A 20,819-nucleotide genomic window follows, 5' to 3' on the forward strand; every position below is an offset into this window, starting at 1 on the left:
CGTATCCCGCCCCCGGAGGCGGCGCGTCAGCGGGTGCGGGTCAGCGTGCGGGTGGCGGCGGCGCCGAGCACCGCGCCCACCCCGATCACCAGCGTGGCCACCACGGCCACCGCCCACGGTGAGGGCCCGACCTCCGCCAGCCGGCCACCGCCGAGCGATCCCCCGGAGGCCGCCGCGAACAGCCCCAGCAGCGCGCCGGCGACCGGCCCGGCGAGCACAGCCGGCAGCAGCAGCGCCGGCCAGCGGACCTCGGCCCGTTCCTCGGCGGCCGCGCGCAGCAGCCGCCGGGCCAGCAGCCAGCCGGCCGCCATCGCGGCCAGCACCGGCACTGCGAGCAGCGCGCCGCCCAGCCCGTCCATCGGGCCACGCGGCAGGCCGGCCAGCAGCGGTACGGCCGGCAGCGCGCCCACGGACACCTCGCTCGTCCGGACGGCGGTGTCGGTGCCGACCGCGAACCCGGGACCGAGCAGGTAGCTCGCCGACCAGGCGGTCGCGTTCGGCGCGTAGGCGAGGCTGACAAGCGTGATGCCCGCCTGGCCGGCCACCCCGGTCCGGTACGCCCCGATCATGTCGGCCGCGTCGCCGCCGCCGGTGGCCACGGCCAGCCCGGCCGCGCCGGCGCCCGCGCCGCACAACAGCAGCGCCGCGACCAGTCCGGTACGCAGGCCGTCGCGCACCGGCGGCGGGCAGCGCGCGGCCAGCAGCGCCCACACACCGGTGGTGCGCAGCGCGCCGACCAGAGCGGCCGGTACGCCGAACGCGGCGAACGTGAACGCGGCGGTCACCGGGGAGACCCGCAGGCCGCCCACGTCGACGGCGAACGCGGCGAGCGCGCCGAGCAGCGCGTACCCGATGCCGACGGCGACCGCGACGGTGAGCGCCTGGCGGGGCGAGCCCCCACCGCGCGCCCCGACGGCCCGGCTGACGTGCACCCCGGCGCGGGTGAGCCGCCAGACGGCGAGCACGCTGAGTGCGAGCGGCGCCAGGCCGAGCGGCCCGGCGGTGGTGCCCAGCGGCACCCCGTGGCCGAGCAGCCAGCCGGCCAGGCCGGCGCGCAGCGCGCCGCCGAACGAGCCGGCGTCCTCGCTGAGCTGGGCGAGGCCCAGCACGACGGAGACCGGCAGCCAGGAGGTCAGCGCCGCCCAGAGCGCGGCCACCCCGGCGGCGACCGGTAGGGGAGCCCGGCTGCGGGGCTCCTCACCCGGTCGGGGCGCGGGCACCCGCGCGGCCGGGCGGGCACGGCCGGGCGGCCGGGAGCCGGCGGGGGGACCGGTGGCCGGACGGCGGGGCTGGTCAGGGGTGACGCGTGACATCGTGTCTACTCTGGCACGCCGCGGGAAGGACGGCAGTCCGATACCGGGTCGGCAGCGTGGCGAGTTCGCGCGAACCCCGGCCCCGCGGCGGTGATCCGGTCTAGCCTCGGCCTCAGACGCGTCCGTTTCCGTCGCGGCGCCGACCGCTCGGAGGAAGCCGTGCACGCTCCGTATCCGCCGCCCCCGCCGCCACCGGCCGTCGGCCGGGACCGGACCACGCTCTGGGGCGTCCTCGGCATAGTCTTCGGCCTGTTCTGCTGCGGCGTCCTCGGCATCGTCTTCGGCGCGCTGTCGATCCGCGACGCCCGGCGCAACGGCAAGTCGCAGCTGCTCGGCTGGCTGGGCATCGCGTTCGGTGTGATCAACATCGTCGCCAGCGCCATCGTGCGCGCCCGGGGCAACTCGTACTACCCGTACTGGTATCGCTGAACGCGAGAGGGCCGACCGGTTCCCCGGTCGGCCCTCTCGGCGTCTCGCACGACCGCTCAGCGGCCGGACATGAGCTCCCGCATCAGGTTGGCGGTCTCGGTCGGGGTCTTGCCGACCTTGACGCCCACCGCCTCCAGCGCTGCCTTCTTGGCGTCGGCGGTGCCCGCCGAGCCCGAGATGATCGCGCCGGCGTGACCCATGGTCTTGCCGGGCGGGGCGGTGAAGCCGGCGATGTAGCCGACCACCGGCTTGGTGACGTTGGCCTTGATGAACTCGGCCGCCCGCTCCTCGGCGTCGCCGCCGATCTCACCGATCATGACGATCGCGTCGGTCTCCGGGTCCGCCTCGAAGGCGGCCAGGGCGTCGATGTGGGTGGTGCCGATGATCGGGTCACCGCCGATGCCGACGCAGGTGGAGAAGCCGATGTCGCGCAGCTCGTACATCATCTGGTAGGTCAGCGTGCCGCTCTTGCTGACCAGGCCGATGCGGCCGGAGCCGGTGATGTCGGCCGGGATGATGCCGGCGTTCGAGGCGCCCGGCGAGGCGATGCCCGGGCAGTTCGGGCCGATGATCCGGGTGCGCTCGCCCTTGGACTGGTTGTACGCCCAGAACGCGGCGGTGTCGTGCACCGGCACGCCCTCGGTGATCACCACGGCCAGGTCGATGCCGGCGTCGATCGCCTCGACGACCGCGGCCTTGGTGAACTGCGGCGGTACGAAGATGACAGTGACGTCCGCGCCGGTCTCCTTCATCGCGTCCGCGACGGAGGCGAAGACGGGCAGCTCGGTGCCGTCGAAGTCGACAGTGGTGCCGGCCTTGCGCGGGTTGACACCGCCGACCACGTTGGTGCCGGCGGCGAGCATCCGCCGGGTGTGCTTGGAACCCTCGGAACCGGTCATCCCCTGCACGATGACCTTGGAGTCCTTGGTCAGCCAGATAGCCATTGTCAGACCCCCGCAGCTGCCAGCTCGGCGGCCCGCTCGGCCGCGCCGTCCATGGTGTCGACCCGCTGGATCAGCGGGTTGGCCGCGTCGTCGAGGATCGCCCGACCGGCCTCGGCGTTGTTGCCGTCGAGGCGCACGACGAGCGGCTTGGTGGCCTTCTCGCCGCGCTGCTCCAGCAGCGCCAGCGCCTGCACGATGCCGTTGGCGACCGCGTCGCAGGCGGTGATGCCGCCGAAGACGTTGACGAAGACGCTCTTGACCGACGGGTCGGACAGGACGATCTCCAGGCCGTTCGCCATCACCTCGGCGCTCGCGCCGCCGCCGATGTCGAGGAAGTTGGCCGGCTTGACGCCGCCGTGCCGCTCGCCCGCGTACGCGACCACGTCGAGCGTGGACATGACCAGGCCCGCGCCGTTGCCGATGATGCCGACCTCGCCGTCGAGCTTGACGTAGTTGAGGTCCTTGGCCTTCGCGGCCTGCTCCAGCGGGTCCACCGACGCCTGGTCGACCAGGGCCTCGTGGTCCGGGTGCCGGAACCCGGCGTTCTCGTCCAGGGTGACCTTGGCGTCCAGGAGCAGCAGCTTGCCGTCCTTGGTGGTGGCCAGCGGGTTCACCTCGACGAGCGTGGCGTCCTCGGCCACGAACGCCTGCCACAGCTTGACCGCGACCTCGACCACCTGGTCGGCGATCTCGGCCGGGAATCCGGCCGCGCTGACGATCTCGCGCGCCTTCGCCTCGTCCACGCCGGTGTTGGCGTCGATCGGCGCCTTCACGACCCGGTCCGGCGTCTCGGCCGCGACCTGCTCGATGTCCATGCCGCCGGCGACGCTGGCGATGCAGAGGAACGTGCGGTTCGCCCGGTCGAGCAGGTATGAGAAGTAGTACTCCTCGGCCACGTCCGCGGTCACGGTGATCATGACCTTGTGGACGGTGTGACCCTTGATGTCCATGCCGAGGATGTCGGTGGCCCGGGCCACCGTCTCCTCCGCGCCCTCGGCCAGCTTCACGCCGCCGGCCTTACCGCGGCCACCGACCTTCACCTGCGCCTTGACGACCACCCGGCCGCCGAGGCGTTCGGCGATCGCGCGGGCCTCCTCCGGGGTCGTGGCGACGCCGCCGGCGAGCACGGGCAAGCCGTGCCGCTCGAACAGGTCCCGCCCCTGGTACTCGTACAGGTCCACGTTTGCGCGTCCCGTCCCGTCTCCGCGGCGCGCCGTCGCGCCGCCACCAGCTTCGGAAAATCAGTTTGACGCCTGTCATCAGAACAGACAGGCCATTTGCCGCAGCCTAACGAGATGGGAACCGGCGGCAACCGAGCGGGTGCGGTGTGTGCGGTAATGCACAGGCCGGACCCGGCCGGGCCGGTCGCGACCGCGCCGGCACGCGCGGGCGTCAGCCGTCCGGGGGATGTCCGGGCCGGGGCGTAACCGCCCGTCGGGGGCGTCGTTGAGTGTGATGTCGGCGCGCTGGTCAAGCGCGACGACGGGAGCGGCCGATGCCCTGTCGGTCGAGGGGTGGCGGCGGGGCATCGTGCATAGAGGGGCCGGACGTGTGAGGGGTGCGTCCGGCCCCTCCCCCGTGCCCGGGGCCGGAAACGCGGCGGTCAGCCGACCGGCTGGGCCACGTTCTCCCGTACCCACTCGACGATCGACCCGGTGGTGGCACCCGGGGTGAAGATCTTCGCGACGCCGAGCCGCTCCAGCTCCGGGATGTCGGCCTCGGGGATGATGCCGCCGCCGAACACCACGATGTCGGTGGCCTCGCGCTCGGTCAGCAGTTCGACGACCCGCTTGAACAACGTCATGTGCGCGCCGGAGAGCACCGACAGGCCGACCGCGTCCGCGTCCTCCTGGATGGCGGTCTCGACGATCTGCTCGGGCGTCTGGTGCAGGCCGGTGTAGATGACCTCCATGCCCGCGTCGCGCAGGGCGCGGGCGACCACCTTCGCCCCCCGGTCGTGGCCGTCCAGGCCGGGCTTCGCGACGACGACCCGGATACGAGAGCTCATCTGCGCACACCTTTCACCGGCACTCCTGACCTGAACGAACGGTAACCCGGCCGGACGGGAGGCGGGAAGCCGGGCCGGACCTTCCCACATTCGAGCCAGGCCCCTACCGCCCACCCGGGTACGCGGAAAGCCGGACACCTCCGCCGTTCGGTCACTGTCCGCGACGAATGGGCAGTCGACAAGCCACCCGACCGGCGGCACGAGATATGACAAGGTCGGATGGAATTGGACATAACGAATCAGCATTTCGGCGCTTCGGCTTGTGACAGGAGTGGCGGTTGGCTAACGTGTCCACGGTTGTCATCAGGTCCACGGACGGGTGACGACGCGACACCGGAGGTTCGACAGAGCTTCACCGAACGGTCCGGAGTCGCATCGGATCCCCGACAACGGAGGGTGTGCGTGCGCCAGCGCCTGTCGTCTGAGCCCGATCGCTATCGCGGCCGCCGCCGCGTACCCACGCCCCCGCGGAGCCGCTACGCCGCGGTGGTCACCACCGCGTTCGTCGGCGCCGGCATCGTCGCCATCGGCGCGAACGCCCTCCCCGACGCCAAGAGCGTCAACCCGTCGGTCCTCGACGAGCTCCGGCAGGCCTCGGTCGCCAGCCAGGACGCCGCCGACCGTGGCAAGAGCGCGGACACCGCCTCCCGTTCCGACCGCTCCGACAGCAAGGCCACCGAGCAGGACCCATGGCTCCTGCCGCTGCACGGCTACGACTTCAAGTCCCCGTACGGCATGCGCTGGGGCAAGCTGCACACCGGCGTCGACCTGGTCGCCCCGGAGGGCACGCCCTACAAGGCGGTCCACGCCGGCACCGTCACCAAGGCCGGCTGGTTCGGCGGCTACGGCTACGCCGTCATCGTCAAGCACTCCGACGGCAGCGAGGCCATCTACGGCCACTCCTCCGCGGTGACGGTCAAGGAGGGCCAGGAGGTGAAGGCCGGTGACCAGCTCGGCCTGGTCGGCAACACCGGCCACTCCTACGGCTCCCACCTGCACCTGGAGATCCATGTCAAGGGCCAGCCGCAGGACCCGGTGGCGTTCCTGAAGGACCGCGGCGTGAACATCCAGCTCGAGCTCGAGGAGTTCTACAGCGACGTAGCCGCGTCCTGACGCTCCGTACCGCCCCGTCACCGCCCGGATCGTATGGTCCGGGCGGTTTCGTCTGTGCCGATGTCTGCCACGTCACACCGGCGAGTGTGAGCGGGAACACGCGAGCCGATGATCGTCTCTTCGACCGAGCCGGACGCCCGGTCCACAACCGGACGCGCGGTGGCCGGGCAGGCCACCGCCTCCGCACCCCCGATACCCGCTGCGACCTGCACCGACACCAGTATTTCGAGGTCACGTGCCCCTCGAACCGATGAAGGATCCCGTGCAGCACAGCAGCCCCACCCCGGACAACGCTCCCGCCCGGCACCGGCGTCCTCGCCGCGCCCGGCGCACCGTTTACGTGGTCACCGGCGCGGTGGCCCTGCTCGGCCTCGGCATCGGTGGCGTCGTCGTCACCACCGCCCCGGCCGACCCCACACCGGCCGCCGTCGACCTCGGTGCCGCGGCCCGCGCCGACGACGCCGCCCGCGCCGACCGCTCGGCCCGCGAGCCGCTCACCCCGTCGCCCGTACCGGCCAGCCCGTCGCCGAGCCCGAGCGCGACCACGACCACCCCGGCACCGAAGAAGACGGCGACCGCGAAGCCCAAGCCGAAGAAGAAGACGGTCGCGAAGAAGCCGACCTGGGTCATCCCGATGAAGGGCGCCGGCATCACGTCCTGCTACGGGCCCCGCTGGGGCACCCAGCACGCCGGCATCGACTTCGCCATGCCGGCCGGCACACCGATCCACGCCGCCGCGGCGGGCACCGTGGTCAAGGCCGGTGACGTGGGCGACGGCTACGGCATCTCGGTCTTCATCGACCACCACAACGGCTACCTGACCCACTACGCCCACCAGAGCCGGCTCGCCGTCGCCGTGGGCGACACGGTCAAGGCCGGTCAGGTCATCGGCTACGAGGGCTCCACCGGCGACTCCACCGGCCCGCACCTGCACTTCGAGGTGCACCAGGGCGCGATGTGGAACCAGATCGACCCGGCGCCGTTCCTGCGCGCCCGGGGCATCGACGTGGCCTGCTGACAGCACCACGAAACGAGGAGGGCCCGGCCCGGCCACAAGCCGGACCGGGCCCGCTCGGCGCTCAGAGCTTGTCGATCGGGGCGTGCCGCAGCACCAGCCACATGGTCTGGTCGCCGAAGTCGATCTGCGCCCGGGCGCCCGGTCCGGCACCCTCCACCGCCAGCACCCGGCCCAGGCCGTACCGCTGGTGGTTGACCCGGTCGCCCACCGAGACCTTCGGGGCCTGCTTCAGCTCGCTCGCGGTGGCCAGGCGGCTGGCGTCCACGCCCAGCCGCTTCGCCAGCTCGGTCGCCTTCGGCGTGCCGCCGGCGAAGCCACCGCGGCCCACGCGGTCCGCCCGGCCGCCGACACCGCCGCCCCCGCCACCCCACGAGGTGTACGACCCCTCGGTGCGCTCCCAGCGGACCAGCTCCGGCGGCAACTCCTCGAGGAACCGCGACGGCGGGTTGTAGGCGGGCGCGCCCCACGCCGAGCGGGTCACCGCGCGGGACAGGTAGAGGCGCTGGCGCGCCCGGGTGATGCCCACGTACGCCAGCCGCCGCTCCTCCTCCAGCTCGCGGGTGTCGCCGAGCGAGCGCAGATGCGGGAAGACGCCGTCCTCCAGGCCGGTCAGGAAGACCACCGGGAACTCCAGGCCCTTGGCGGTGTGCAGCGTCATCAGCGTGACCACGCCCTGATGGTCCGGGTCGTCGGAGGGGATCTGGTCGGCGTCGGCGACGAGCGCCACCTGCTCCAGGAACCCGGCGAGCGTGGCCCGTTCGTCGTCGGCGCCGAGCGCCTCGATCCGCTCGGTGTACTCCCGGGCGACGCTCACCAGTTCCTGGAGATTGTCCACCCGGCCGGCGTCCTGCGGGTCGAGGCTCTCCTCCAGCTCGGCCAGGTAGCCGGAGCGGGTCAGCACCGCCTCCAGCACCTCCTCCGGCGTGCCGGTGTCGGCCAGCTCCCGGGCCGCGTCGAGCAGCGCGACGAACTCGGCGATGCCGTTCGCCGCCCGGGTCGAGATGCCCGGTGCGTCCTTGGCCCGGCGCAGCGCGGCGCCGAAGGAGATGCGGTCCCGCGCGGCCAGCGCCTCCACGCACGCCTCGGCCCGCTCGCCGATGCCCCGGCGCGGGGTGTTGAGGATGCGGCGCAGGCTGACCGTGTCGTCGTCGTTCACCACCGCGCGCAGGTACGCGAGCGCGTCGCGGACCTCCTTGCGCTCGTAGAAGCGCACCCCGCCGACCACCTTGTAGGGCAGGCCGACCCGGATGAACACCTCCTCGAACACGCGGGACATGGCGTTGGTGCGGTAGAACACCGCGACGTCGCCCGGGCGGGTGTCGCCGTCGTCGACCAGCCGGTCGATCTCCCGGGCCACCCAGTCGGCCTCGGCGTGCTCGGTGTCGGCGACGTACCCGACGATCTGCTCGCCGGACCCGGCGTCGCTCCACAGCCGCTTCGGCTTGCGGGAGGTGTTGCGGTCGATGACCGCGTTCGCCGCGTTGAGGATGGTCTGGGTCGAGCGGTAGTTCTGCTCCAGCAGGATCGTGCGGGCGTCGGTGAAGTCCCGCTCGAACTCCAGGATGTTGCGGATGGTGGCGCCGCGGAACGCGTAGATCGACTGGTCGGCGTCACCGACCACGCACAGCTCGGCCGGCGGGATCCCCTCGGTGCCGGAGACCAGCTCCTTGATCAGCACGTACTGGGCGTGGTTGGTGTCCTGGTATTCGTCGACGAGCACGTGCCGGAACCGCCGCCGGTAGCTCTCCGCCACGTGCGGGTGCGACTGGAGCAGGTGCACGGTCGTCATGATCAGGTCGTCGAAGTCCAGCGCGTGCGCCTCGCGCAGCCGCCGCTGGTAGAGCGTGTACGCCTCGGCCAGCGCCCGCTCGTTCGGCCCCTTGGCCCGGCCGGCGAACTCCTCCGGGTCGACCAGCTCGTTCTTCAGGTTCGACACCTGGGCGGCCAGGCCCCGGGCCGGGTAGCGCTTCGGGTCCAGGTCCAGCTCGCGGGCGACCATCTGCATCAACCGGCGCGAGTCGTCCGCGTCGTAGATCGAGAACGTCGACTTCAGGCCGGCGTGCTCGTGCTCGGCGCGCAGGATGCGTACGCAGGCGGAGTGGAACGTCGAGACCCACATGAGCCGGGCGCGCGGGCCGACCAACGCGGCCACCCGCTCCTTCATCTCGCCGGCGGCCTTGTTGGTGAACGTGATCGCGATGATCTCGCCGGGGTGCACGTCGCGGGCGGCGAGCAGGTAGGCGATCCGGTTGGTCAGCACCCGGGTCTTGCCGGACCCGGCACCGGCCACGATCAGCAGCGGGGAGCCGGCGTGGGTCACCGCGTCCCGCTGGGGGCCGTTCAGGCCGTCGAGGAGGGCCCGCGGGTCCGACCCGGCGGCCCCGGGGCGGCGCGGCGGGGTCGGCCGGGACTCCGGCGCGGGCGGGGACTCCGGCGCGGACGGGGATGTGGGGATGTCGAAGAGAGGATGCATCGCAGCCCGAGTCTATGCCGCCGGGCGGACACTTCCCCGCCCGCGCCACCGCTCGGCGCGCGCCGGACGTCTCACCTGTTGGTGCGTCTTCTTGCGCGGCCGCCCGGGTGGTCGGCATACTCGACGACGTGTTCGATCAGCGCTTCTACTTTTACTACGGCACCGGGAGTCCGGCAGCCGTGGGTCGCGCCTGATCACAGACCTACGAAACGCCCCGGGCTCCCCAGAGCCCGGGGCGTTTTCGTTCCGGGATCCGGGTACCGGGCCCGAGCCCCGAGAGGGACGACGATGATGACTGACGTGGTGGAGTCCAGCGGCAGCCCGGCGCGCAACGGCCGGCCGGCCGGCGGCGACCCGACCGGCGCCGCGGCGGCCCGGACCGGCACCGACGACGTGGCGGCGGCGGAGCGGATCGGTGAGATCCGGCGGCGGATCGACGAGATCGACCGCACCCTCATCGCGCTCTGGCAGGAGCGGGCCGCGCTCTCCCAGGAGGTCGGCGCGACCCGGATGGCCTCCGGCGGGACCCGGCTCGTGCTCTCCCGCGAGCGGGAGATCCTGGAGCGGTTCCGCGGCGAACTCGGCGCCGACGGCACCCAGCTGGCGCTTCTGCTGCTGCGCGCCGGTCGCGGCCCGCTGTGACGTCCGCGCCGACGCCGTGACGCCCCCGGAGACGACGAACCGCCTGCCGGCGTCGAGCTGACGCCGGCAGGCGGTCCGGAACGGATCAGGCCACCTCGTGGGTGACGACGATCTCCCGCTTCTCCGCGAAGTGGCAGGCGCTCGGGTGGTCCGAGCCCGGCCGGATCTGGAGCAGCGGCACCTCCTGGGCGCAGACGTCCTGCGCCTTCCAGCACCGGGTGCGGAACCGGCAGCCCGAGGGCGGGCTGACCGGCGAGGGCACGTCGCCCTGGAGCCGGATGATCGCCTTGCTCTCCCGCACGGTCGGGTCCGGCACCGGCACCGCCGACAGCAGTGCCTGGGTGTACGGGTGGGTCGGCCGCTCGTAGATCTCGTCCTCGGTGCCGATCTCCACCATCTTGCCCAGGTACATCACCGCGACCCGGTCGGAGAGGTGCCGCACCACGGACAGGTCGTGGGCGATGAAGACGTACGACAGCCCGAACTCGGCCTGGAGCTTCTCCAGCAGGTTCATCACCTGGGCCTGGATCGAGACGTCCAGGGCCGACACCGGCTCGTCGCAGACGATCACCTCGGGCCGCAGCGCCAACGCCCGGGCGATGCCGATGCGCTGCCGCTGACCGCCGGAGAACTGGTGCGGGTACCGGTTGATGTGCTCCGGGTTGAGACCGACCAGGTCGAGCAGCTCCTTGACCTTGCTGCGCCGGCTGCCGCGCGGGGCCACCTCGGGGTGGATCTCGAACGGCTCGCCGATCAGGTCACCCACCGTCATCCGGGGGTTCAGCGAGGTGTACGGGTCCTGCATCACCAGCTGGATCTGCCGGCGCAGCCGCCGCAGCGCGCCACCGGAGAGCTTGGAGATGTCCTGGCCCTTGTAGAGCACCTGGCCGCCGGTCGGCTTCTCCAGGTTCATCAGCACCCGGGCCAGCGTCGACTTGCCGCAGCCGGACTCGCCGACCACGCCGAGCGTCTCGCCGGCCTTGAGGTCGAAGGAGACGCCGTCGACCGCCTTGACCTGACCGATGGTCTTCTTGAACACCACACCCCGGGTCACGGGGTAGTGCTTGACCAGGTCACGGACCTCGATGATGTTCTCAGTCACGGTTCACCAGTTCCTCGGCGAAGTGGCAGGCGCTGGCCCGGCCGTTGCCCAGTTGCAGCAGCGGCGGGACCTTCTCCCGGCACACCGGCTGCGCCATCGGGCACCGCGGGTTGAACGCGCAGCCCGGCGGGATGTTCATCAGGTTCGGCGGGAGGCCCTTGATGGTGCGGAGCTCCTGGCCCTTCTCGTCCATCCGCGGGATCGAGTTGAGCAGGCCGAGCGTGTACGGGTGTCCCGGCTTGCGGTACAGGTCGTAGACGTCGGCTTCCTCGACGATCCGGCCGGCGTACATGACCGCGATCCGGTCCGCGACGTCGGCGACCACGCCGAGGTCGTGGGTGATCAGGATCATGCCCATCTGCCGCTCCCGCTGGAGTTCGCCGAGCAGGTCCATGATCTGGGCCTGCACGGTCACGTCCAGCGCGGTGGTCGGCTCGTCGGCGATCAGCACCTCGGGGTCCAGCGCCAGCGACATGGCGATCATGGCGCGCTGCCGCATACCGCCGGAGAACTGGTGCGGGTAGTTGCTGAACCGGCCCTTGGCGTTGGGGATCTTCACCTGGTCGAGCATCTCGATCGCGCGCTTCTTGGCGTCCGAGCGGCTCATGCCGCGCCGGACGCGGAACTGCTCGGCGATCTGGAAGCCGACGGTGAAAACCGGGTTGAGGGCCGAGAGCGAGTCCTGGAAGATCATGGCGATGCCCTCGCCCCGGATCCGCCGCCGCTGCTCCGCGGACATGGTGAGCATGTCCTTGCCGTGGAAGCGGACCTGCCCGCCGGTGACGAACCCGGGCGGGGTGTCCAGGATGCCCATGATGGTCTGCGCGGTGACGCTCTTGCCGGAGCCGGACTCGCCGAGCACGGCGAGGGTCTCCCCCGCGTCGACGTGGTACGTGACCCCGTTGATGACCTTGGCGACGCCGTCCCGGGTGCGGAACTCCACCCGAAGGTCGTCGACCTCGAGCAGGCGGCCCGAGGGGCGGCCGGATCCGTCGGCGCCCGGGGCGGACTGCTCGGACACGAGAATGTCGGACAACTCAGTTCCCCTAACGGAGCTTCGGGTCGAGGGCCTCGCGGACCGCCTCACCGAGCATGACGAAGCTCAGCACGGCGGCGACGAGGAACGCGGCGGGGAAGAACAGCAGGAACGGCGAGACCCGGATGTAGTTCTGCGCCTCGCTGATCATGATGCCCCAGGAGACGACCGGGCTCTTCAGGCCGATGCCCAGGAACGAGAGCGTGGCCTCCGCGCCGATGAACGAACCGACCATGATCGTGCCGTAGACCAGCAGCGGGGCCAGGCAGTTCGGCAGCAGGTGCTTGAGGATGATCCGGCCGGTGCCGGCGCCGAGCGCGCGGGCCGCCACGATGTAGTCGGCCTCCTTGGTGGCGAGCACCGAGGAGCGCATCAGCCGCATCACGACCGGCCAGCTCAGCACGCTCAGGGACAGGATGACCAGCCCCATGATCGTCCACTCGCCGTTGTCGGTGCCGGACCCGTTGAACGTGGTCAGGATGACGATCGAGCCGAGCACGAACGGCAGGCCGAAGAAGATGTCCGCGATGCGGGACAGCAGCGCGTCCACCCAGCCGCCGCGGTAGCCGGCGATGATGCCCATCGTGCCGCCGACCAGCAGCGTCAGGGCGGTGGAGACCACCGCGACCACGATCGAGGCGCGGGCGCCGTAGATGACCCGGGCGTAGACGTCGCGGCCCTGCACGTCGTAGCCGAACCACGCGGCCGACGACGGCTCGACCCGGCTGCGCTCCAGCGTGCCGTTGACCGCGTCGCCGGAGGTGAACAGCCAGGGGAAGGCCGCCATCACGAGGAACACCACGATGATCGTCGCCGAGATCCAGAACAAGGGCTTGCGGCGCAGGTCGATCCAGGCGTCGCCGAGCAGACCACGCGGCTTCTGCTGCTTCGCGCTCTCCGGCAGGCCGGCGTTGGTGGGAGCGCCCGAACCGGCCTGGGTGGGCATGGTCGCGGGCGGCGTCGTCACGATCGACGCGGTATTCGGGTCACTCATGCCCGCACCTCGTTGCGCTCGGCGCGGGCGTGGTTGCCCGCGCAGACTGCTGGGACGATTCGTTCGCTGCGGCGGTCACTCATAGCGGATCCTCGGGTCGAGGGCGGCGTAGAGCAGGTCGACCACCAGGTTCATCACGAGATAGACGAGCACCAGCACCACCACGATGCCGACAACGGTAGCGCTCTCCTTCGTGACGATCGAGCGGAGCACCTGCCGGCCGATGCCGTTGATGCCGAAGATGCCCTCGGTCACGATCGCGCCACCCATCAGGGCGCCGAGGTCGGTGCCGAGCAGCGTGACCACCGGGATGAGCGAGTTGCGCAGCAGGTGCACGCCGACCACGCGGCGCATGGGCAGGCCCTTGGCGATCGCGGTACGGACGTAGTCGGCACGCCGGTTCTCGGCGATGCTCGTACGCGCCACCCGGGCGATGTACGCCATCGATGCGCTTCCGAGCACGAAGCCCGGCACGATCAGTTCACTGAACCGCATCTCGTTGGACACGGTCGGGTTGATGATGCCCCACTTGACGCCCAGCAGCCACTGCAGCACGAAGCCGATGACGAAGACCGGCAGGGCGATCAGGAAGAGGGTGGAGACCAGGACCAGGTTGTCCAGGAAGCCGTTGCGCCGCAGACCGGTCAGGATGCCCGCGCCGAGACCGATCACGGCCTCGATGGCGAGGGCGACCACCGCCAGCTTCAGGGTGTTCGGGTACGACGTGGCGATGATGTCGCTGATCTCGCGACCGCCGAACGTGATACCGAAGTCACCCTGCAGAAGGTTCTTCATGTAGCTGGCGTACTGCACCCAGATCGACTCGTCGAGGTTGTACTTCTCGGTCATCATGGCCCGGTAGTTCGGGGGGCAACCGCGGTCGCCGCACTTGCCGGCGAAGGGGTCACCGGGCACGGACCAGACGAGCCAGTAGATCAGGAACGTCGTGCCGATGAACACCGGCACGAGTTGCAGCAGCCGTCTCAAGAGATAACGGCCCATGGGGTGGTCCTCCAGACAGGGAGCGCCGGGTGAGCCGGCGCGGCGGCGACAACGTGCGAGGGGTTCGTTGTACACCCCCTCGCGGAACGGCCCCGGGTCGGGCTCACCGGTAGGCGAGCCCGACCCGGGGTCAGACCGTTCGGATCAGAGCTCGACCGAGGTGATGTCGAGCTCGCCGACGTTGGTCAGCTCCAGCTTCTTGATCTTCTCCGAGTGGCCGGACTGCTGGCCACCGAAGTAGATCGGCATCGACGGGACTTCCTGGTCGATGATCTTGACGGCCTCAGCGAACTTCTTGTGGGCCTCCTCGATGCTGGGGGCCGCGGTGGCCTCCTTGGCGAGGGCGTCCACCTGCGAGTTGCTGTACTTGCCGTCGTTCGAGGAACCACCGGTGACGTAGAGCGGGTTGATCCAGTTCTCCACGTCCGGGTAGTCCTGCTGCCAGCCGGCCCGGTACGCGCCGGTCATCTTGTAGGCGTTGATGTTGGCGCGGAAGACCGCGAAGGTCGGCACGCCGACGGCGACCGCGTCGATGCCCAGGTTGGTCTTGATCTGCTGGGCGACGGCCTCCATCCACTCCTTGTGGCTGGCGTCCGCGTTGTACGACAGGGTCAGCTTGCCCTGGAAGCCACCGGCCTCGGCGAGGAGCTTCTTGGCCTCTTCCACGTCGAACTTGCAGGCGGTGCAGTTGCCCGGCTCGGCGCCCGGGGTCAGCGGGTTGGCCCAGCTGTCGGCCGGCTTGCGGGTACCGAAGAAGATCTTGTCGGTGATCGACTGCCGGTCGATGGACAGCGAGATCGCCTTGCGCAGCTTCGGGTTCTGGAAGCGCTTGTCGTAGATCGGGAAGGCGATGATGCCGGTCGACGGGGTGGTCGAGGCCATGGCCCGCTCGCCCAGGTCGGTCTTCCACTTCTCACCGGCCAGCGCGGAGACCGGAACCTGCTGCTGGAAGTCCAGGTTGCCGGCGAGCAGGTCGTTGTACGCCGCCGTGTCGTCCTGGTAGATCTTGACGGTGACGTCCTTGATCTTCATCTTGTCGCGCAGGCTGTAGTCGTCGAAGCGGGTCAGCTTGATCTCGACGTCGTCCTGCCAGGAGACGAGCTTGACCGGGCCGTTACCGATCGGCTTCTTGCCGAACGTCGCCGGGTCGGACGAGAAGAACGCGTCCGGCAGCGGCACGAAGGCGCTGTAGCCGAGCTTGGTCGGGAACACGGCGGTCGGCGCGGTGAGCGTGACCTCGAAGTTCCACTCGTCGACGACCTTCAGGCCGGACATCTCCTTGGCCTTCGGCTCCGGAGCCTTCTGCGGGCCCTCCGGGCCGTCCGGGTCCTCGGTGTAGACCTCGTCGAAGCCCTGGATGTCGGAGAAGAAGGAGGCGTTCTGCGCGCCGTTCGGGCCGTACGCCGCCCAGTTCCAGGCCTTGACGAAGCTCTCGGCCTTGACGGTGGTGCCGTCGTGGAACTTGGTGTTCTGCTTGATCTTGATCTTGAAGACCTTCGAGTCGCTCGTGTCGATCGACTCGGCGAGAAGGTTCTGCGGCGCCCCACCGTTGTTGGGGTACTCGACCAGACCGCTCCACATCCAGTCGATGATCGCGCCGCCACCGGTCTCGGTGGTGTTCGCCGGAACCAGGGGGTTCTCCGGCTGGGTGCCGTCGATGACGATGGCGCCGTCCGAGCTGGCGCCGGCGTCGCCACCGTCGTTGTTCCCGCTGGAGCAGCCGGACGCGACGAGCGCGAATGCCGCGCCCACCGCGAGCGCGCCGCTCGCCCGCTTCGAGACTCTCATTCCGAGGGGCCTCCTCTTTCTAACCTGGTTCCGTCGTGAGTTTCACGCACGTCTTTGGGGGTGACACCACCGGCGACCCGAGCCGCAGGAAGCCGGTTTACCGCAGAGGAATTCGGGACACCCCAGGGGTACCGATCCGCCGGGCGCCACACCCTGGACGAGACATCGCGCAGGGCCGTCGGCCACGCGGCGGCGCTGATGGCGGCGTCACGTGGTCGGCAGGCCCGACGAGATGCCTCACACCGGGGGGTGAGGTGCTGCCACTGTGACACCAACCGGCCCTTTCCGTGAAGGTGCCGTTATCAAGCCGTTAGTTGCTCGCCACGTTGCCGATACTTGAGAAAAGATCACAAAGCGCACGGACGATAGGGCCCTGAACAGGCAAGACGGGCATAGAAAGGTCGACAAGCATCCCTGCGGCAGGGAGGGTTGTGACGTTCACCGCGCCGACCTGAGCGACTCCCACGGACGCGCGACTGTCTCGTTTTCTGTCCGTCCGGATGATGCCACACCGACTGAGCGGGCGACAGAGGCGCCCGGGGGTACGAGGCCGCCGAGGCCCCGCCCCCGCGCGGACGTGGGATTTCTAGACCAGGCGGCGGTCGGCGGCCCAGCGGGAGAGCTCGTACCGGTTCGACATCTGGAGCTTGCGCAACACGTTGGAGACGTGCGTCTCGACCGTCTTGATCGAGATGTAGAGCTCCTTGGCGATCTCCTTGTACGCGTACCCCCGGGCGAGCAGCCGCAGCACCTCGCGCTCGCGATTGGTGAGCTGGTCCAGCTCGGGGTCGGCCACCGGCGCGTCCGGCCGGGAGGCGAACGCGTCGAGCACGAACCCGGCCAGCCGCGGGCTGAACACCGCGTCGCCGTCGGCCACCCGCCGGATCGCGTCGGTCAGCTCCTCCGGCGAGATCGTCTTCGTGACGTACCCCCGCGCTCCGGCGCGGATCAGGCCGATCACGTCCTCGGCGGCGTCGGAGACGCTCAGCGCCAGGAACCGCACCTGCGGGTGGGTACGCCGCATCGCCTCCAGCACCGCGCGGCCACCGCCGTCGGGCATGTGCACGTCGAGCAGGACCACGTCCGGCGCGGTGGCGGCGATCCGGGTCACCGCCTCGGCCACCGAGCTGGCCTCACCGACCACCTCCACGCGCGCCCCCAGCTCGGCGCGGACGCCGGCCCGGAACATCGCGTGGTCGTCGACGAGGAACACGCGCAGCGGCCCGCGCGGCGCCGTACCCTCGACCGGTTCCTGCTCGGACATGTCACTTGTCCCTTTCCGCCGTGGGTCCGGAGCCGCTGATCGGCAGGATCAGCCGGACCTCGGTCCCTTCCCCCGGCTCGGACCGGATCTCCGCCCGGCCGCCGTGCCGCTTCATCCGTCCGATGATCGAGCCCCGGACGCCGTGCCGGTGATTCTCCACCGTATCCGGGTCGAAGCCCTTGCCCCGGTCCCGGACGAACACGCTCACCTGCTCCGGCTCCACCTCGGCGTACAGCGACACGGTCTGCACGCCGGCGTGCCGGGCCGCGTTGACCAGGGCCTCCCGGGCTGCGGCCACGATCGCGCCCACCCGTTCGTCGGTCTCCCGGTCGCCGACCACGACCACCTCGACGGTGATGGCGAACGTGTCCTCGACCTCGGCGGCGGCCTGCTCCAGGGCCGCGGCGAAGCGCTCCGTGGGCGACGCGGCCGGCTTGTAGAGCCAGTTGCGGAGCGAACGCTCCTGACCCCGCGCCAACCGCTGGACGGTCTTGACGTCGCTGGCGTTGCGCTGGATCAGGGCCAGCGTGTGCAGCACCTGGTCGTGCACCATCGCGGCAAGTTCAGCGCGCTCCTGCTCACGGATGCGGCCCTCCCGCTCCGAGCGGAGCTGGTTCCAGGTGCGCCAGAGCACCGGACCGGTGACCACACCCACGCCTGCGAGCCCGACCAGCGCGAAGATCACGCCGTTGAGCACCGCGTCGAAGTTCTGCGCCGGCGAGTAGACGGCCGCCACGCCGATGATGCCCACCGCGACGAGTACGCCGCCGCCGATGAAGCGCAGCACGAACGCGCGCCTGTCGCTCTCCTCCACCACCGCGCCCAGCCAGGGCACCGCCGAGTCACCCCACTGCCGGCGGCGTTCCGGGCCGGACTGGTGCCAGATGACGCCCGCGCCGACCGCGATGATCGCCACCAGCCAGCCGGCGGTGCCGGCCGCGCCCACCGAGTTGAACGCGACCACCTGGAGCAGCAGCACACCGAGCCCGATCACCACGAACGGCAGCAGCTGGGCGAGGTCGCGGCGGGGCGGGACGGCGGTGTCGCCGGGGCGGGGCGGGACCACCGCCCAGAAGGCGGCGTAGAGCAGCAGCCCGAGCCCGCTCAGCCCGAGCAGCACCATGAACGCCACGCGTACCCGCAGCACCGGGATGCCCAGGTGCTCGGCGATGCCCGCGGCCACCCCGGCGGCCAGCCGGTGGTCGGTGGCCCGGTAGAGGCGCGGGGCGTGCGGGGCGGGGGTGCTGCTGATCGGAGGCTCCCAGGTCGAGGCGGTTGTGCCGGCGGCGCACCGACGCTCAGATCGTCACACGGCGGCGAGGCCCCGGACCACGGGGACGCCCCGGAGTTTCACCGGCGGCGGATCTCAGGGTGGGGTCAGGGTCGGGTCCGGAGGCTGCTCGGGCGGCCGGGGCAGCAGTATCGAAGGCATGAACGAGGACGCTGCCCGTCCGCCCCGCCCCTGGGCGGCAGCACAGGACGCCCCGCCGCCGCCCCCGCCGGGAGCGGCGCCCACCACCGACCAGGCGACCCCGCCGCCCGGCGGCGGCACGCCGTTCGGCGGTCCGCCACCCGGTGGGTACGCCCCACCGCCCGGCGCCGCCGGCTTCACCACCCGGTACGGCCTGGTACGCCCCCGCGAGGGCCGCTACCTGGCCGGGGTGTGCGCCGCCATCGGCCGGGCCACGAACACCGACCCGGTGCTGTGGCGCGTGCTGCTGGCCGTGCTCGGCTTCTTCGGCGGCATCGGCATCATCGTGTACGTCGCCGGCTGGCTGATCATCCCCGGCGAGGGCGACACCGCCTCGCCGGTGGAGGCCATGCTCGGCCGGGGCCGGTCCAGCATGTCCCCGATCACGGTGATCGTGCTCGGCATCGTGGTGGCGCTCGGCTTCGCCTACGTCGTCACCGACGGGTTCCGGGCGATCCTGCTGGGCGCGGTGATCCTCATCGGCGGCGCGCTCCTGCTCAACCGCGAGCAACGCGGCACTGGGCAGCAGCCGCCGCAGCCGGCGCCGCCGCACGCTCCCCCGCCGGGTCCGGTGCCACCGGTGGCCTGGCCCGCACCGCAGGCCCCGGCGCCGGGTACGTGGACCGCGGCTCCCCCGCGGCGCCGTGGACCGGCACGCCCGCCGGACCGGCACACCCCGGCGCGGCGCCGTCCGGCGGCCTGCCCGCCGAGCCCGGCTATCCCCCGCCCGGCCGGCCCGAGCCGGGCTCTCCCCCGGCGTCCGCCTCCGAACCGGGCTACCCGCCGGCGTCCGTCTCCGAGCCCGGCTACCCACCGGCCGAGCCGGGGTACCCGGCCACGTCCGACGCGGAGCGCGAGGCGGGCCCCTCCGGTACCGGCTACCCGACGCTGCCGGCGCCGGGCTGGCCGGCCGCGTCCGGCACCCGGCCGGGCCCGTCCGAGCCGACGACTGTCGCGATGCCGCACGTGACCGGGCCGGCCGCCGACACCGCCACCTGGCCCGCGTACGGCAGGAGCCCGGCCTGGCCGGGCGAGCCGGCCGCCGTGCCGCCGCCCACGCCGGTGGGCGCACCGCTGCCGCCCGGCGGTTACCGGCCGCCGTTCGCCCCGCACGGCCCCTACGCGGCAAAGCCACCCGTCCCACCACCGGTCCGGCCGCCCCGGCCACCGAAGCGGCCCAAGGAGCGCTCGGCGCTCGGCGCGATCACGTTCTCGCTGATCTTCCTGGCGCTCGGCGTGGTGGCCATGCTCGACCTGCTCGACGTCTTCCCGGTCGGTGCCGCCGGCTACTTCGCCGCGGTGCTCGCGACCATCGGCCTCGGCCTGCTCGTCGGCACCTGGTTCGGCCGGGCCCGCTGGCTGATCGCCCTGGGCCTGGTGACCGCCGCGGCGCTCGGCATCGCCACCGTCGCCGAGTCCTACGACCGGGTACGCGGCATCGACGGCAACGTCACCTGGGCCCCGACCGACCTGCGCGACCTGGCGAACCGGTACGAGAACAACCTCGGTGACGCGACGCTCGACCTGCGCGGGATCGACTTCGACAAGCAGGACGTCCAGGTGACCGTCGACGTGAACCTCGGCAACGCGACAGTCGTCGTACCGCCGAACGTCGACGTGACCACTGTGGCCGACGTGAACGCCGGTGACGCCACGGTCTTCGGCCGGCGCAGCGGCGGGCTCGGCGGTCGCCAATGGGAGACCACCGACGCCGGTGCCGACGGTCCCGGTGGGGGCAAGCTGCGCCTCTTCGTCCACGTGAACGCCGGCAAGCTGGAGGTGACCCGATGAAGGCACACCGTACCGACATCGTGTCGTTCGCTTTCGGACTCGTCTTCCTCGGCCTGTCCGTCTGGTGGCTGCTCGCCCGGATCCTCGGTCTCTCCGTACCTCCGGTCGGCTGGTTCCTGGCCGGCGGGCTGGTGCTGATCGGCCTGCTCGGACTGATCGGCGCGCTGCGCTCCGGCCGCGCGCCGGAACAACCCGCGCCGGACGTCACTGTCGCGGCACCGTACGGCTCCCCGGCCGCCGGCGCGGAGACTCCCGCCGACGTGGAGGCGGTCACCGACACGAAGACGCCCGACGGCGCCGACGAGTGGGCCACCCGGGCCACCACCGACTCCGCGGAGCCGGCCACCCGCGAACTGCCGGCGCTCGATCCACCGGCCGGCGAGGCGGCTCCGGAACGCCGTACGCCGGGGGATCCGGCCTGACCGCGCCAC

The 20,819-nt window shown here is 71.6% G+C and carries 17 protein-coding genes and 1 pseudogene; 6 read left to right on the forward strand and 12 right to left on the reverse strand.

Annotation, left to right across the window (positions count from 1 at the left end):
* Nucleotides 1–26: 26 nt before the first annotated feature.
* Nucleotides 27–1,313: a cell division protein PerM gene (locus ACQP26_RS26280; protein ID WP_269704091.1), complete on the reverse strand. Its 1,287-nt coding sequence runs from the start codon at nucleotides 1,311–1,313 to the stop codon at nucleotides 27–29.
* 159 nt (nucleotides 1,314–1,472) lie between these two features.
* Between ACQP26_RS26280 and ACQP26_RS26285 the strand changes: the two genes are divergently transcribed.
* Nucleotides 1,473–1,742, forward strand: a complete 270-nt coding sequence (locus ACQP26_RS26285; protein ID WP_269704090.1) for a DUF4190 domain-containing protein — start codon at nucleotides 1,473–1,475, stop codon at nucleotides 1,740–1,742.
* 56 nt (nucleotides 1,743–1,798) lie between these two features.
* Here the strand turns inward: ACQP26_RS26285 and sucD are convergent, their stop codons facing one another.
* The 3 genes from sucD to ACQP26_RS26300 all read right to left on the reverse strand — a co-directional run bounded on the left by sucD (nucleotide 1,799) and on the right by ACQP26_RS26300 (nucleotide 4,694).
* Nucleotides 1,799–2,686 carry a succinate--CoA ligase subunit alpha gene (gene sucD, locus ACQP26_RS26290; protein ID WP_269704089.1) on the reverse strand — a complete coding sequence of 296 codons (888 nt, stop codon included), beginning with the start codon at nucleotides 2,684–2,686 and terminating at the stop codon, nucleotides 1,799–1,801.
* Nucleotides 2,687–2,688: 2 nt separating this feature from the next.
* Complete coding sequence (gene sucC, locus ACQP26_RS26295; protein WP_281579779.1) at nucleotides 2,689–3,867, reverse strand: ADP-forming succinate--CoA ligase subunit beta; 1,179 nt, start codon at nucleotides 3,865–3,867, stop codon at nucleotides 2,689–2,691.
* A gap of 422 nt (nucleotides 3,868–4,289) precedes the next feature.
* The gene (locus ACQP26_RS26300; protein ID WP_269704087.1) at nucleotides 4,290–4,694 is read right to left on the reverse strand and encodes a cobalamin B12-binding domain-containing protein; all 405 of its coding nucleotides are present in this window, start codon (nucleotides 4,692–4,694) and stop codon (nucleotides 4,290–4,292) included.
* Between the two features lie 402 nt (nucleotides 4,695–5,096).
* On the opposite strand from ACQP26_RS26300, the gene ACQP26_RS26305 reads away from it, so the two are divergent.
* Entirely contained in the window at nucleotides 5,097–5,807 is a 711-nt protein-coding gene (locus ACQP26_RS26305) for a M23 family metallopeptidase (RefSeq protein ID WP_269704086.1), read from the forward strand.
* Nucleotides 5,808–6,057: 250 nt separating this feature from the next.
* Nucleotides 6,058–6,825, forward strand: coding sequence for a M23 family metallopeptidase (locus ACQP26_RS26310; protein WP_433494262.1), 768 nt, complete (start codon nucleotides 6,058–6,060; stop codon nucleotides 6,823–6,825).
* 61 nt (nucleotides 6,826–6,886) lie between these two features.
* Here the strand turns inward: ACQP26_RS26310 and pcrA are convergent, their stop codons facing one another.
* Nucleotides 6,887–9,298, reverse strand: a complete 2,412-nt coding sequence (gene pcrA, locus ACQP26_RS26315) for a DNA helicase PcrA (protein ID WP_433494263.1) — start codon at nucleotides 9,296–9,298, stop codon at nucleotides 6,887–6,889.
* A gap of 288 nt (nucleotides 9,299–9,586) precedes the next feature.
* Here pcrA and ACQP26_RS26320 point away from each other — a divergent pair, with 288 nt between their 5' ends.
* Nucleotides 9,587–9,940, forward strand: coding sequence for a chorismate mutase (locus tag ACQP26_RS26320; protein WP_281579777.1), 354 nt, complete (start codon nucleotides 9,587–9,589; stop codon nucleotides 9,938–9,940).
* Between the two features lie 85 nt (nucleotides 9,941–10,025).
* Here the strand turns inward: ACQP26_RS26320 and ACQP26_RS26325 are convergent, their stop codons facing one another.
* From ACQP26_RS26325 to ACQP26_RS26355, 7 genes are all read right to left on the reverse strand, one after another.
* The gene (locus ACQP26_RS26325; protein ID WP_145754060.1) at nucleotides 10,026–11,042 is read right to left on the reverse strand and encodes an ABC transporter ATP-binding protein; all 1,017 of its coding nucleotides are present in this window, start codon (nucleotides 11,040–11,042) and stop codon (nucleotides 10,026–10,028) included.
* A complete protein-coding gene (locus ACQP26_RS26330; RefSeq protein WP_269706996.1) occupies nucleotides 11,035–12,063 on the reverse strand; it encodes an ABC transporter ATP-binding protein in 1,029 nt (342 codons plus the stop codon). The genes ACQP26_RS26325 and ACQP26_RS26330 overlap by 8 nt, the downstream gene beginning before the upstream one ends.
* Nucleotides 12,064–12,088: 25 nt before the next feature.
* Nucleotides 12,089–13,072, reverse strand: coding sequence for an ABC transporter permease (locus ACQP26_RS26335; protein WP_269704082.1), 984 nt, complete (start codon nucleotides 13,070–13,072; stop codon nucleotides 12,089–12,091).
* 75 nt (nucleotides 13,073–13,147) lie between these two features.
* Nucleotides 13,148–14,074, reverse strand: coding sequence for an ABC transporter permease (locus ACQP26_RS26340; protein WP_121685977.1), 927 nt, complete (start codon nucleotides 14,072–14,074; stop codon nucleotides 13,148–13,150).
* Between the two features lie 144 nt (nucleotides 14,075–14,218).
* Nucleotides 14,219–15,862 (reverse strand): peptide ABC transporter substrate-binding protein, encoded by a 1,644-nt coding sequence (locus ACQP26_RS26345; protein ID WP_269704081.1) that lies wholly within the window; start codon nucleotides 15,860–15,862, stop codon nucleotides 14,219–14,221.
* 586 nt (nucleotides 15,863–16,448) lie between these two features.
* Nucleotides 16,449–17,126 (reverse strand): response regulator, encoded by a 678-nt coding sequence (locus ACQP26_RS26350; RefSeq protein ID WP_030501521.1) that lies wholly within the window; start codon nucleotides 17,124–17,126, stop codon nucleotides 16,449–16,451.
* 1 nt (nucleotide 17,127) lies between these two features.
* Nucleotides 17,128–18,378, reverse strand: a complete 1,251-nt coding sequence (locus ACQP26_RS26355) for a PspC domain-containing protein (protein WP_433496204.1) — start codon at nucleotides 18,376–18,378, stop codon at nucleotides 17,128–17,130.
* Between the two features lie 178 nt (nucleotides 18,379–18,556).
* Between ACQP26_RS26355 and ACQP26_RS26360 the strand changes: the two are divergent.
* Both ACQP26_RS26360 and ACQP26_RS26365 read left to right on the forward strand, forming a co-directional pair.
* Nucleotides 18,557–20,388: pseudogene (locus ACQP26_RS26360) on the forward strand (PspC domain-containing protein).
* Nucleotides 20,385–20,810 (forward strand): hypothetical protein, encoded by a 426-nt coding sequence (locus tag ACQP26_RS26365; RefSeq protein WP_433494264.1) that lies wholly within the window; start codon nucleotides 20,385–20,387, stop codon nucleotides 20,808–20,810. The pseudogene ACQP26_RS26360 and the gene ACQP26_RS26365 overlap by 4 nt, the downstream one beginning before the upstream one ends.
* Nucleotides 20,811–20,819: the final 9 nt, after the last annotated feature.

Source organism: Micromonospora sp. CA-248089 (assembly GCF_050948515.1).
Lineage (GTDB): Bacteria > Actinomycetota > Actinomycetes > Mycobacteriales > Micromonosporaceae > Micromonospora.